This window comes from Scytonema sp. HK-05 (genome assembly GCF_963872035.1).
Taxonomy (GTDB): domain Bacteria; phylum Cyanobacteriota; class Cyanobacteriia; order Cyanobacteriales; family Nostocaceae; genus Kalymmatonema.
On the sequence record NZ_CAWMYC010000100.1, the window covers coordinates 1 to 13,424 of the forward strand.

General features: G+C 40.8%; 10 protein-coding genes. 4 read left to right on the forward strand and 6 right to left on the reverse strand.

Annotation, left to right across the window (positions count from 1 at the left end; genetic code table 11):
* Window positions 1-481 precede the first annotated feature (481 nt).
* Window positions 482-583, reverse strand: a complete 102-nt coding sequence (locus AACT52_RS41400) for a zinc ribbon domain-containing protein (RefSeq protein ID WP_443216655.1) — start codon at window positions 581-583, stop codon at window positions 482-484.
* Entirely contained in the window at window positions 570-779 is a 210-nt protein-coding gene (locus AACT52_RS41405; RefSeq protein WP_073632442.1) for a zinc ribbon domain-containing protein, read from the reverse strand. Before AACT52_RS41405 ends, AACT52_RS41400 begins: the two co-directional genes overlap by 14 nt.
* Before the next feature lie 387 nt (window positions 780-1,166).
* On the opposite strand from AACT52_RS41405, the gene AACT52_RS16765 reads away from it, so the two are divergent.
* Together AACT52_RS16765 and AACT52_RS16770 are read left to right on the forward strand one after the other, a co-directional pair.
* Window positions 1,167-1,442, forward strand: a complete 276-nt coding sequence (locus tag AACT52_RS16765; protein ID WP_073632444.1) for a hypothetical protein — start codon at window positions 1,167-1,169, stop codon at window positions 1,440-1,442.
* 765 nt (window positions 1,443-2,207) lie between these two features.
* Entirely contained in the window at window positions 2,208-2,795 is a 588-nt protein-coding gene (locus AACT52_RS16770) for a DUF3105 domain-containing protein (RefSeq protein ID WP_083630386.1), read from the forward strand.
* 794 nt (window positions 2,796-3,589) lie between these two features.
* On the opposite strand, the gene AACT52_RS16775 is transcribed toward AACT52_RS16770, so the two are convergent.
* From AACT52_RS16775 to AACT52_RS16785, 3 genes are all read right to left on the reverse strand, one after another.
* Window positions 3,590-5,185: a protein kinase domain-containing protein gene (locus AACT52_RS16775; protein ID WP_073632447.1), complete on the reverse strand. Its 1,596-nt coding sequence runs from the start codon at window positions 5,183-5,185 to the stop codon at window positions 3,590-3,592.
* A gap of 309 nt (window positions 5,186-5,494) precedes the next feature.
* On the reverse strand, window positions 5,495-6,673 hold the full coding sequence (locus tag AACT52_RS16780; RefSeq protein WP_073632448.1) for a DUF1822 family protein: 1,179 nt from the start codon (window positions 6,671-6,673) through the stop codon (window positions 5,495-5,497).
* A 14-nt stretch (window positions 6,674-6,687) separates the two neighbouring features.
* Window positions 6,688-7,887: a sigma-70 family RNA polymerase sigma factor gene (locus AACT52_RS16785; protein ID WP_073632450.1), complete on the reverse strand. Its 1,200-nt coding sequence runs from the start codon at window positions 7,885-7,887 to the stop codon at window positions 6,688-6,690.
* Between the two features lie 600 nt (window positions 7,888-8,487).
* Here AACT52_RS16785 and AACT52_RS16790 point away from each other — a divergent pair.
* A complete protein-coding gene (locus AACT52_RS16790) occupies window positions 8,488-10,830 on the forward strand; it encodes a caspase family protein (RefSeq protein WP_073632452.1) in 2,343 nt (780 codons plus the stop codon).
* A gap of 288 nt (window positions 10,831-11,118) precedes the next feature.
* Here the strand turns inward: AACT52_RS16790 and AACT52_RS16795 are convergent, their stop codons facing one another.
* Window positions 11,119-12,015: a c-type heme family protein gene (locus AACT52_RS16795; protein WP_073632454.1), complete on the reverse strand. Its 897-nt coding sequence runs from the start codon at window positions 12,013-12,015 to the stop codon at window positions 11,119-11,121.
* Between the two features lie 527 nt (window positions 12,016-12,542).
* Here AACT52_RS16795 and AACT52_RS16800 point away from each other — a divergent pair.
* A complete protein-coding gene (locus AACT52_RS16800; protein WP_073632456.1) occupies window positions 12,543-13,397 on the forward strand; it encodes a phosphate/phosphite/phosphonate ABC transporter substrate-binding protein in 855 nt (284 codons plus the stop codon).
* Window positions 13,398-13,424 lie beyond the last annotated feature (27 nt).

A 13,424-nucleotide genomic window follows, 5' to 3' on the forward strand; every position in this document is an offset into this window, starting at 1 on the left:
CGTTGCTGACGACTTTTTCGACTGTGACTGGATAGCGATGCAGTTCTTGAATGATTCTTTCGATTTCTGCTGCGGGTGTTTGGGATTTGATGACGACAATCATTTTATTTACCTCGTGAAATAGTTGTGGTTTCTTCTTTGTATCTTTGTCCGCCGTAGTTTGGGGGCGTTTTCAACTCGTTTTTTGGCTTCTAAATTTCTATAGGAGTCAGGCTTGAAGACTTATGCGCGTCCCGATGCTTTTTTGGAGAAAAATTTCTACTTTCTAGTTTTTGAGGAGAATTCAGAGCATTGTACTGCTGATTATGCTTGCAAAAAGCAGTCATTATCAGCAAAAATATTACGTTACTATATAAAAAATGTCTTAATGTAGCGGTTCTGCTCTATAAAATCTACTTAAAACAAACAAAGCTGTTTAAAGCGTTTACTTCCTACTTCATCACAGACCGTCGGCGGCACCTGCTCCATAGGCTTTTCAGGGTTAAGCCGACCCCAGGCGCGATAGGTTTATCGCTGCGTTTAAGTCCCTGTCCCGGCTAATATTGCAGCAAGGACAGACATAAACACGCTCAAAGAGCGGCATATGATTGCTGGTATCCGCATTCAGAACAAATCTGAGAACTTGGGTAGAACCTATCCACTACCACTAATCTTGAACCGTATCGTTTGCACTTATACTCAAGTTGACGGCGAAATCCATAAAACCCACAATCAGCAATCGCTGCTGCCAAGTTATGATTAGCCATCATTCCCAAGATATTTAAATCCTCACTTCCCACCTCGCCGTGGTTCTTGGCGATATATGTTGTGATTTTATGTAAACTCCAGAATCATAAGTCCGATAATTTTACAAGTTCTACAAAAGCTAGTTTGAATCTAGCTAACAGTTAGAAATTGGGATTTTTCAACCTTTCACGCTGTCATCAGGTATTAATCTCTATATATCTTCTCTTGGCTCACCCTTACTTTTAAACTCTATCATATGAACTCTGGGGGATTTTACAGCACTTCAATTTGTAATAGCGAAGCCGTTTTAAGGCTTTAAGTTTTTAACAACAAAAAACATAAGTCACTTATTTATGTTTTTAAAATAATTTTTAATCTCTTGAAAGATTAGAATTAATTTCATAATATTCAAGTGGAGTTAGACATTGTGGAGAAAATCTATGATTATTTCTGATTTAAACTATGAAGAAATTTCTGAATTAGAAAGCTTAAACATTATTGGAGGTGTTAGAGCACCGGGGTGTGTTGACATAAATACCAACACTAGCACATTCCGTACAAATGCCACAATAACTAACAACTGCGGTTATACATTAAATGCAAGAGCAATTTGGAATTTTGCCATTGATGACTCATGTAATACGCTTGATAACGGCGAAGCATATAAATCATCAAGAGGGAGACAAGCCACTGTTGAACGAGTCGATCTCTGCTAACTTTGCAGTGATTATTTTGCGTCTGTAATAAATATTCATCGCTGTACTTAACAAAGTTGCCGAAAACTCCCTGCCCTCAATAAAGCAGGGCGGGGTAGTTCTTTAGCGATTCAAAGTCATAGATGTGTTGCCCTTGTTTTAGTTTTCCAAGATTCTTCTCTCTTGAGCTTGGGCTTGTGCGATCGCTCTCTCCATAGCCTCTGGTGGGATGGATGCTTCTATAGCTTTTAGAACCTCATCACCTTAGATGGCTGGAGATACAAACGAGAAGCCTTTCAGGTACATCAACACTTCTATAGCTTAGAAGACAAAATTTACCAGGCTTCTGAGCTTAACTGAACCGTATTGGACGATGGAGTATGGTATGAATGTGTAGACAAGCCTTGGTATTCAGGCGGCGACGAATGGGAAACTTATAAAGGTTAATTTCTGACTTTAATGGATAATTGCCTGCGGTCTATTTAAGACCTTTAAAGCTAATTAGGTTATGTCTATAGGAATGTTTTAGACGTAACCTAATTATCATTTCTGGTTTCATCCGGGATAGGAAAATAAATGTAATGTCTACCGCTTGAAAAAATGGCGATGGTGATTATTTCATTCCCGATACTAATAAAAGCCTTATTGGGAAAAAAATTGATGCTTTAGAGTTTAATTTATCCGAGAGTAATGGAAGAGGGGTATATGAATATTAAGCTAGCTAAATCAGGTTTCTTGGTACTTTGCTTGGTCTGCGCGATCAGCATAACTTTACTATTCGGAAATATGCCTGCGAACTCTCATGAATCTCCCTCACAACCGAGTACCGCCTCAACTTCTAGTTCAACGATGAATTCCATACAAGAGTGGAAGGGCTTAATCGAACCCTTTTCAGTAATGACACCTGAATCACCCTTGCCAGAGCTGTACCCTGGCACAATACTACCAGGAGTACGTTTCCCAGATTTGGGGCAAGAACATGTGGAAGTAGGTACTTCAGTCACTTATAACTCAAATCCACCAACCTCCGGGCCGCACTACCCCTACCCAGCAGCGTGGGGTATATACAAAGAACCGCCCGCCGATGAATTTTTAGTACATAATTTGGAACACGGTGGGGTGATTATTAGCTACAACCCTAAGCAAATTAAAGATCAAGAGTTGACCCAATTACGGCAGCAGGCGCGATCTTTGAGCTACTTTAACGGACGTATTATCCTGACACCACGACAGAACCTCGACACAGCAATTGCACTCACCGCTTGGAATTACTTGCAGAAGCTTGACAGTTACAACTCTACAGCAGTAAAGGTCTTTTATGATACGCACATTGTTCGAGGCCCTGAGTGCCAGGAAGGGCTATGTCCGGGCTAATGCTTTGTTCCATGAATGATGTCGGTTAACAGATTATTTGTCGCTTTAACAAATTAATGTAGTTCTCTCATAAACTGCTAAAGTCAGGTCTAGTTAAATAGTTGTAAGTTTTTGAGCATTCCTCACAAGGTGCGGATTAGCGATCTTAGTTAAAACTGAAAACCTTACATCATAATGTTTTTTCGATGACATCAATTTGTTAAAAGGACTAACAATCTGTTAACCGACAACAGCACTTTAATTTGTAAGAGCCAACTTTTGTGCTTAAAAGGTTTAAAGCTTGGAACATGAAAACATAAGTCATGTAATTATGCATTAAAAATCCGCTTTTAATCCTTGAAATATTCACTCCAAAGCCCCGTGGAAAATCTCCTGGTTGGAAAACTGGGAAGCCACGCCAACGTAGAATTCGCTATCCTCTTGTCAAAAAAGGTACTACACGACGAAAGTCGCAAGTCTCAAAGACGGCTTGATCCTTTAATAAATCATCTTTCAGGTTTTTAGTTCGTTAACGAGCGCGCTCCTGGGTCATTTTGTTGTTGCCTAGTATCAATTCCAATAAGTAAGTTTTTTAACGATCGCCCGTTTAGTCTAAAGTCCAGATTATAGGCATCCCTTTATTTTTGCCCAGCCTCTCAAGGGTGCGATTGCGCAGAGCGCAGTGCCCTTTGGGCAATCGCTTGCTTTAGTCTAAAGTCCAGTTATAACTAAATAGACGCGGATTATAGCAAAATTAGCCGAGAATGGAGTGAGTCACACCTCACCATTATCAGCTAACATTTGTTCTGGCTCTTTTATGCTTGATGTATTGAGTTGTAAGTTGTTAATTTGAGAATGCTTTCTTTAAATTGTTCTGCCCTTTCCTGGTTAGGAATTTCTGCCACCAAAGTTTCTATAAGTTGATTTGGAGTTAAATTTGGGTGTGCATCCAAAGTATGTTCGAGAATGACGCTAGCAACAGGACCAACAAAACTAGTCAGTTGTCGCCGACAATGTTCTAAAAACTCTGGATTGCTAATCGCAGGATAGCTTCCCTGGGGTTGCAGTGACTTGATAGAATTCTCAAGCTTTCGGGAGTTAGGTTGAATAGAAAGTTGGATGCGATTTCTAAACTCTTGTGCTAAATTTGCATCAGGAATTGCCTCAGCTAGCGATTCAATGAATTCGTTTCCTGCTATTTCTGGGCTTTTGTTCAAAGTCTGTTTCACCAAAAAGCTGGCGAAAGGACCAACAAAACTAGTCAATTCTCGCCCGACAAACTCTAAAAATTCTGGGTTGAGAGAGACAGGCGTTTGTGTCTGCAATTGAGTATTTGTTTCACCGGCTTGACTAAGCTTTTGTTCTAGTTCTGATAAAACGAGGAAATCTTCTAAATTTTTATTGCGAAGTGCTTTGGGTTTTTCCTGCGCTTGAGAAATGTTAGTGTTAATTCGCTGTGTTTTCGGCAACAGGCTCGAAACTATGCCACCAAGTGAAAATGGTGACTTTTTATTGTCATTCTTATTGTTGTTTTTATTATTATTATTATTATTATTATTATTATTATTATTCAGTTCAACCAGAACTTCTTTTGCTGACTGGTAGCGCTCTGTTGGTACTTCTGCCAGCATTTTTTCAAGTATGCGAGCTAAAGAGTCACTGATATTGGCATAGGAGCGCCATTGCCACTTTAGAGAACCATCCATTAACAAATATGGCATTTTCCCAGTCAAAAGGACAAGCGCAGAAACGGCAAGTGCGTAGATATCACTAGAGGGGTAGCAATGTCCTAAACGCAGTTGTTCAGGTGGAGAGTAGCCAATTTTCCCCACGACTGAACCGTGAGCTGAGTACTGGTGATTTGGAGATTCATCTGATAATATCTGGGTTAATTTCTCCTTAACCACTCCAAAATCAATCAGCACGGGTTTAGATTGACTATGGGCAAGCATGATATTATCGAGTGAAATATCGCGATGAATAATGTTGGAGTCGTGGATATATTCCAACACTGGCAACATATCTAGTAGCCATGCTCTCACTTCAGTTTCGGAAAATGGCTTACCTTTTGCAGAAAGACGTTGGGATAAAATTTGTGCATAAGTTTTGCCATCAATATATTCCTGGACGATGAACAGCCGCTCGTTGTCCGTCAACCAAGCCATAAATTTGGGAATTTGAGGATGCTGAATTTGGTATAAAACTTTCGCTTCCCGCTCAAATAGCTCCCTAGATTTACGAATAACACCTTGTTTGGTGGTTGCAGGTACAAACTCTTTGAGAACACAGGCTTCACCAAAGCGTTGAGCATCAAATGCTAAGTAAGTTCGTCCAAACCCGCCTTGTCCAAGGGTTTTCTCAATCTGATAACGATTATTTATGAAAGTTCCTGGTTTAAGTTCTGTAGTCATTTGTAAGTTCTTGTTTAACTATAAATATGCTTTTTAATTTCATAGGGTTAGAGATCCACTCATTATGCACAGGACTAAAGTTGCGTATCCCCGTCACTCATGTCAACTTTCGGTACGCACCTCAGCTAAGTTTTTGACTCGCCTTGCATAGTGCCGCCACTCGTATGTACCGTTATGGCAGAGGACTTCAAAGGCAGTCTAGTTAAAGATTACTTACAGCAGATCATATTATATTTAACGCCTTAACGCTTCTACAACATGGCTGAACAAACAAAACCATACAGTTTTCAGCAAAGACACGAATCGTACTTAAAAATACAAGATTTCGCATTCATAATCTTCTGGAGTCGGCTCTACCTGCCACACTAACCCTTCCCCAGCATCGCCCAAAGCCACTTCAACGTAAAGCCTGTTTACAGGTTTTGTGGCTTGCGCTTGATTACCCTCGAATGGCTGTAAATCTTCAGTCAGGAGTTTCAATTTAAATCCACTGGGAATCAGTTCCTCTCTATTTCCATTGCGTAGTTCAAAGCGCCATATGCTATCTTCAATACTACCTTTGGGTTGCAGCCGCAATTCGTATGGTTGTTGGGCAATGGTTAATTTTCGTACCAAAGTTGGCGTTGCCGATTCCGGCTCTGAACCCCTAGCACCTGCTAAAGTTGGCTGTAACTCTACACTTCCCCAACCAAATTTTTGTGCAAAATCTGATACACCTGATTGTACCCATTGACGAATCGACCATTGTTGTTGCGCTCCTTGACGTTGTTCGTACAAACGTTGTCTCCAACCTCCATGTTCTAGGAGCGCTCCCCAGGTTTGAAACGGTACTGCTAAGCGTGGTAATATAAGTCTGGGATTTCCTAAACGTTGGAGCAAGTTTTCTGCTTGGGTAGCAGATAATTCTGTCAAGGGCGGAGTTTCAAGGTGAGTCACTTCTTCTGGACAAATTTCACGCGCCATCCACAAGATACTGAGATTAGAAATCAAATCCTCTCCATTTAAACAGTAAGCGCGATCGCTCGCATCATAACTGCCCATTGTCTTAAGTTGGGCGTGTGTTGTACATCCCCAAATCCGAATGTAGCCTTCTTCCAGATTGACTTGCACTGCTAGATAATAATCAGCACTCCAGTTCGGAATATCAACCCATTCTTGAGGAACGCGCAGTTCGCTCAAATCAAGCGCTTCACTCGGAATTAATGCTATGCGTGTCGTTCCGAGGGAAATACCTGTGCCATTAACGACTTCCCAAATGCTGGGTAAAGCCTTCAAAGCAGGAAAAACAGTTGCATCTGCGGCGTATTCTTCCCGCAGCCAAGGTAGAACAGTGTTTAAGCTCAAGCGGTTGATATAGGCATTCCAACGACGATTAACGCTGGAAAAAGCTTGGCTTTGCTCCCAAATCTTTGTTTTCTCGGCTTCAGAAATTTCTAGCCACATATCTGTTGTGTTTGTTAAAGTGAGTGCTACTGGGTCGAATGTCATAATTGTTACTCCTACTAAACTGAGGGACGGCTATAGTGAGCTTGTAACCATTCCTCTAAAACAGTGTTGATATAGTTTAATACCTGTGAGTTTAGTGAAATATGCAGCGATTCTTTAGTCCAGTTTGCAAGTTTAAGTAATAATACCTCTTTAGACTTAGTGAGCCGACGAGAAACGGTGTACTGCTTGACTCCTAATTGTTTTGCAATCTCCTGTTGCTTTAAATTTTCACTGTAGTAGAGTTTGATGATATTTTGCGCCTCTGCATCCAGTTCGTTCAAAGCTGCAAGTAACACACCACTGATTTCAGACTGCTGTGACTGTCGCTCAACGAGTTCTTCTTCAGCAACAATTTCCGTAAGTAACGATTCCTGCTTGAGTTGCGGTAAAAAATCTTGAAATTCCCCCCCAGAATCATCATCCCCTCTCGGCGCATTTAGGGAAGCCATATTTGGATACAAATAAGCGCGGGCTGCTTTCGCACTAGCAACCAGCCATTTTTCTATCGTTTCCGGACTGGACTCTGCGCCTGGGCTTGACAGTTGAGTCTGGCGTTGGAAATTGTAAAGCTGAGCGATCGCAGTCCATATAGCGTCATCTGGTCTTGCCAATTTGCGAGTCCCAGTAGATTGCTGTGGAGCATATAGCGACTGATAACATTTCCAAGCTAATATATAACGTTCTATTGTGTCCGCACTCAGCCCTGCATTTTGTAAAGACTCTACCAACCGCTTTTGGCTTAGCCTCCGTAACAATCGCCAATTGGTACTAATATCAACTTCGTTCTGCTGGCGCAGCATTTCCTTGAGTTCGCTGCTAAAAATCGCACTGGCGTAATTCTTGAGGTTAAAACCCATCTCGGGTTTAAACCTTTTCAAAACCTTATCTGTACTCGTTGTCACCATTTGGAAGCAGTCAGATAAAGTGTACTGCCCAGAAGAGAAATTAACAGCTGTTTTCTTCGCCGCCCAAAAGCACACTTCTTGTAAATAAGCTGACAAATGTCCTCCTGCCAGATTTTCCGTTTTGGTTTGCCATACTTTATACCAGTAAGATACCCAAAAAGTCTCGGAATTTTCTGGCTCTGATAAACGCGCCTGACAATTGAGTATATTTCGACGCAGCCTACTATCAGTAGCCCAACCAATGACCCTGTCAGCGTCAAATTGTAAGAAAGTCGTAAATAGCTCAGTGATACCTTGGCGGGAACGCATAAACTAACCAACTTATAAATAGTCAACTAAACAACTCATAAATGGAGCACCATATTAATGGATAGGTACATCACAAATACACTTATGCAGTCTAATGATCGTGCTACAACACCTAGAGCTTGCCTGCCAACTCTATTTTAGAGGTCTGTTATCAATATTAATAATGACTTTCATGTTTTGCGTTATACCATCATTAAGTTTTGTAACAGTTAACGTAATTTGTAAAATAAACTTGATTAATAAATTATAGAGAAAAGTGTTTGATGCCTACAGGGAAAATCCGTATTGAGTGAGCTAAGGGGTACAAAATGAACTTTAATTTAAGTAATTAACGTAGCAAATTTGCTAGATAGGACTCCTCCAAAGATTTTTGAAATACAGTAGGGTGGACAATGCTTACCAAAACCCAGATATAACTCAGATACGGTAGGCAAGGCACACCCGAAAGATACTTAGATTTTTCAAAAATAAAACCGGATTGCTATAGTTAAGTGGAAGGGGAAACAATTTCCTTGAAGCTACACATTAAAGCCTTGAGGGGTTTGGCTAAACGGACTCATACTAAATTATTAAAGTTTTTTTTAGGATTAAGTAGTAAATATGTCTCCGCTCGGTGTTGGTTCTAGTGGCTCGACTCATATATTAACAACAGGAGAAGGTAAGCTTTGGATTTTATTGGTAGGTGTTAACGAATATCAAGAGCCGAGCTTACCTTCTTTACGCTACCCAGCGTTAGATTGTCAAGGGTTAGGAGAAGCGCTCAGCAGCGCTACCCAAGGATTTCCTAATAAAGAAGTGATTGTTCATCACGATTTTGCGGCAAAACCCCCGACTTTGCAAAGTATTCGTCGGAGCCTGCAACAAATTGTTTCACAGTCTCAATCCCAAGACTCCATCCTATTATACTTTTCAGGACATGGGGTGTTAGAGCCGAATACTCAGCAAGCTGTTCTATGTCTGGCAGATACCCGCAAAGAAGACTTGCTCGCTACAGGGTTAGGCATGCAAGAACTGGTAGGAATATTAGGGGCTAGTCGTGCCAACCAACAGTTACTTTGTTTAGACACCTGTCATAGCGGTGATATGAGGTTGTTGGGTGGAAACCGTGGGAGCGCCAGAGATGGAAACATCTCTGAGACTTTCCTCAATCCCACAACACAAATGATGGATATCTTGAGACAACGTGCTTCTCAAAGTAAGGGATTTTGCGCCTTGCTATCTTGCGATCAAGGACAACAGTCTTGGGAGTTTCCAGAATTAGGGCATGGAGTCTTCACTTACTATTTAATGCAGGGACTGTTGGGTGAAGCAGCTGATTCACATGGAGTCATTGAAGCAGACGGGCTTTACAAATATGTTTACCGCCAGACGCTGCAATATATTGATAAATTAAATCAGCAACTGCGTCTGATTAATCAACAAAAGCTCAATCGTGGAGAGAGTCAACTCCATCCAGAATATCCCCTGCAAACACCCAAACGAATTGTAGAAGGAGTAGGAGAATTAATTGTTGGATTCAAGCCGGCAATTGTTGAATCTCACAAACAGCGACGTGCGGTTGTGATTGATGCACTCTCAAACAAGAAAACGACTACTGATTTGAGTCGATTGTTTGCTGGTGCTGGCGGTTTTGAGGTAGAATATTTTCCTCAAAAAGGCAAAAGTTGGTCAGAAGTACGCTTAATCATCCAAGCATTTACTCGTTCGCATGGTGAATCAGAAACGAAATTTCCCTCACAATTTCGTGCGGGAAAAAAGACACCAACATCCTTATTGTACTTACGCGGGCACGTCGAAGAAATCGAAGATGGAGAAGCCTGGTTAATTTTGGGTGATGGAATGCGCTTGAGTCGTTCTTGGTTAAGACAAGAGTTACGCCGCGCTCAAAAAAGTCAGCAAATCATTATCTTAGATTTAATTATCTCAGAACAATCTGAGGGGACTTCGCTGGAGAATTGGATAGAAGATTTGCAAACTGGCGCGGAGCAGGGACAATGTTTAATAGTCGCTGCAACGCCTGCCGAAAAGCCAGAATTATTTTCCCAAACGGTTCTAGAAACTCTTGTAGCAGCAAATCCGCAAGTCGGATTACCAGTTGCAAAATGGATGACTCAATTACAAAACCTTTTGCAAGCCAAAGGTATCAAGCTGCATACTTGGCTGTCAGGCACACAAGCAGTTATTGATATTTTACCTGGTAATATTAGCAGGATTTTCCAAGATTTCCAAGAACTAGAAGTTTCTGGCATTCAGGAAAACACACAGCAAAACAAGGAAAATTTACTTTCCATTGCCAACACGCAGTTGTCACCCTTTGGCAAACCCTTTCAAAAGAAGCGGCATGAGGCAAACCCTCCCGCAGCTTCTTCCCACGTGGGAGTTCCTACTTCCCCATCTGTTTCTGCTTCCTTGTCGTCACGCGAGTCACAGCAGGTGTCTCCCTCTCCTGCTGTTGGTGTTCGTGAATCTTCAGCAACCAAACAACCCCAACTGAATTTATTCCTAGGCTCAGAACAATATACCAACTTGGAACAGTTGCTAAAGCAATCGATAGGACCTGTCGCGCCGACAATTTTACAAGAAGCTGTCAAACAAGCAGCAAATTACCAAGAATTAGTGGAAAGTTTAGCGACTTACATATTGCCACTGCGACAAGAAAAATTTCAGAAACAGGCGATCGCTATATTAGAAAGATTCAATGTTTCATCTCCCGACTCAGCTAAATCGTCAACCCAGGAATATCAAATAATCGATGCCAACTTTATCAATAAATGCGAGCGTGAGTTAGCTTATTCCGTTGGTCCAATCGCTAAATTTATCATTAAACAGGTTTTGCAATCTCACCCACAAATTTCCTTACCAGAATTTGTCAGGTATTTGGCAAAGCAAATTCCCGAACCAAAACTCGCTATAGAGTTTGAGCGACGTATGCTTAGTCAATAGACTGCTTGTAAAAAAACTCATGTATCGTAATCTCTGATTCGGTGTAGGAGAGGTCACTAGCGTACCTCTCACGGATACTTTGCGACGAAGCCTTGGCACGAATGTGCTGTCCCGTACACGTGTAGAGACGTTGCCCTTTGGGTATCTCCTCCGGAGAGGCTGCGCCAACGCCAGTCGCCTGCTGTCGGGAAACAAGGACTGCAGCGCTGGACTCACATGCAACGTCTCTACAAAAGTTATTGTTTTTCCAAATTGTCTTATCACCAACCGTATTCTATTTCAATCCATCTACTTCTGATTTTTATTTAACATATTGAGAGCAATTTCTAAACTATACTTCATCCGATTGAAAGCTTCTGCTAAATCTCCGATTTCATCTTTAGATTGTTTACCAAAATGGGCATTCATATCGCCGACGCTAACTTGTTCTGCCACAGTTGCAATATTTTTAATACGCTGTAGCACAACTTTTTTCAACAACTGATTCATGATAAAAACGATGGCTGTAAAAATAATTCCGACAACTCCTATGATCAGAAAAAATGACCGATAAGCATTTTTCCAAATATCCTCAGCCGGAACATAAACTATTTGGGCTGCGACAATTTCATTGAGCTTCCATCCAAAACCATGGTCTTTTCCGTAGGTCGCTATTTGACTTTTTGGAGCTAATTCAGGAGTGGTATGACAGCGCAGACAACTCTTGTCTTGAATGGCAAAAGGTCGGGCGTTATAAAACAGTTTTTCTCCCGAAATAGTCCGGTCACCAGATAAGCTTTTATTCCCAGGTTCTTTACGAAATCGTTCAACAATGTCAGCTTCAAATTCGTCAGCTTTATCTCGGAAATTTATTGGATTCAGAGTGGCATCTTTGTAGATAAAATTGCCATATTCTTTGTTTTGACGAAATTTTTCAAACACCACTCTAAGGGTATATGTTGGTATGGATTCTGGAATGAACTCCTCTTGATTGGGATCGTCCACTTTTGGTAACAACAAGGGTTGTATACGCTCGTTGGTATAGCTTCTTACTGAGTTGGCAATTTGCATGAGAATCAAGGCTTTAGAAGTTATCTCATTCTCTGCTTTTGTGTAAAGTACATTTGATAAAGCGATACCACTAATCAATATACCGCTGATAACAACTATTATTAAAATTAGATTAACCTTAGTTCCTATTTTCATGATTTTTCTTTTTGCTGAATATACACCTGTTATATCTAAATGACAGAAAATCAATCCAAATATAATTTCATATATCTTAATGATTCCAGAAAAATTTACCTAATTATTATATCAAGTTCGCGCTCATCATTTATCAAAAGTTCTCTCACCACGCAAGGAATGCACACTCGGGTAAACACCCAACGCAATGGCTCCGCTACCCTTCTGCGCTCGTTGTGAGACGGGTGCCGTCAGGCGGAAAGAGGGTTTTTTACAGTTCTCATCCGAACCTGATATGACAGAAAAATTGCTTATAAAAATTTATCCATGCTATATTTTGATTCTTACTTTTCACGGTATCTGGAAAACCTCTCTCTAAATCTCTCTTTTATAAGGAGAGAGACTTTGAATTTTGGATTTGAAAGTTAGATTTTTTGTGGACTTTTCCACATGACGTGAAAAGTCAGATTTTGATTCGCTTAGAAAAATGCAATAAAATTGTTAGATAATAACAAGATGTCCAGAAAAATATTTGCTAAAATCTGTTAATGCCATCCCAACTTTCCCGACGTTTATTTATTTTGCAGATGCTACTCTTCATCACTGCCTGTGCAGGAGAGGAAACATCAAATCAACAACTTGAGTTAGTTATTGGTGTGATTAGCTATCGAGAAGGAAAACAAGCGATAGAACGATTTGCTCGCTTCCGTGAATATTTGGGTGAAAAAGCAAGGGCAATTATTCAATTAGAACCGACTTTCAATGAGAATATAGCGATTGAGCGCATTCAGCGCCATGCTTGGTCATTAGTCTTTGCTCCTGCGGGTTTGGCAGCAATTGCAAGTGCTAACTATCAATATTTACCAATTTTCCCTCTGGAGATGGAAAGAAATTCACGAGCGATATTTGTTGTACGCAAAGACAGTCCTGTGCAACAATTGAAAGATTTACAGGGGAAAACAGTTGCCCTAGGTCAACCAGGTTCCGCCACTGGGTATTATTTTCCCCTGTACAATCTATTTGGTTTCACATTGGCAGAAATCCTATTTGCTCCTACACCAGAAACAGTGCTTGAATGGGTGGCACAAGGAAAGGCTGCTGCTGGTGCTATTTCCTTAGAGGAATTTAATTTGTATAGAACAAAATTAGGTAATGTATTTCGCATATTATTCACTGAGTCTCAAAATGTTCCACTAGGTGCTGTTTTGATTGGACCAAACATCGAAAGAAATCGTCAAGAGTTGATTCGTAATTATCTCAAAGATGCTCCTCCTAATTTGGTTCAAGACGTTGGATATTTACCAAACGCAGAGCCACCTGATTATCAATATATGATTGCTGTGGTCAAGCGGGTAACAGCTATTTCTGCGCGTCTTAATTCTAAACCTGTTCGCCTATTTTGATAAAGTAAAAGGAAGAAGGAAGAAGGA

Excerpts from the sequence above, each read along its gene's own strand:
- AACT52_RS16785 (WP_073632450.1), bottom strand. The coding sequence starts at position 7,887 with ATGCGTTCCCGCCAAGGTATCACTGAGCTATTTACGACTTTCTTACAA.
- AACT52_RS16770 (WP_083630386.1), top strand. The coding sequence starts at position 2,208 with ATGCCTGCGAACTCTCATGAATCTCCCTCACAACCGAGTACCGCCTCA.
- AACT52_RS16775 (WP_073632447.1), bottom strand. The coding sequence starts at position 5,185 with ATGACTACAGAACTTAAACCAGGAACTTTCATAAATAATCGTTATCAG.
- AACT52_RS16780 (WP_073632448.1), bottom strand. The coding sequence starts at position 6,673 with ATGACATTCGACCCAGTAGCACTCACTTTAACAAACACAACAGATATG.
- AACT52_RS41400 (WP_443216655.1), bottom strand. The coding sequence starts at position 583 with ATGCCGCTCTTTGAGCGTGTTTATGTCTGTCCTTGCTGCAATATTAGC.
- AACT52_RS16795 (WP_073632454.1), bottom strand. The coding sequence starts at position 12,015 with ATGAAAATAGGAACTAAGGTTAATCTAATTTTAATAATAGTTGTTATC.
- AACT52_RS16800 (WP_073632456.1), top strand. The coding sequence starts at position 12,543 with ATGCCATCCCAACTTTCCCGACGTTTATTTATTTTGCAGATGCTACTC.
- AACT52_RS16765 (WP_073632444.1), top strand. The coding sequence starts at position 1,167 with ATGATTATTTCTGATTTAAACTATGAAGAAATTTCTGAATTAGAAAGC.
- AACT52_RS16790 (WP_073632452.1), top strand. The coding sequence starts at position 8,488 with ATGTCTCCGCTCGGTGTTGGTTCTAGTGGCTCGACTCATATATTAACA.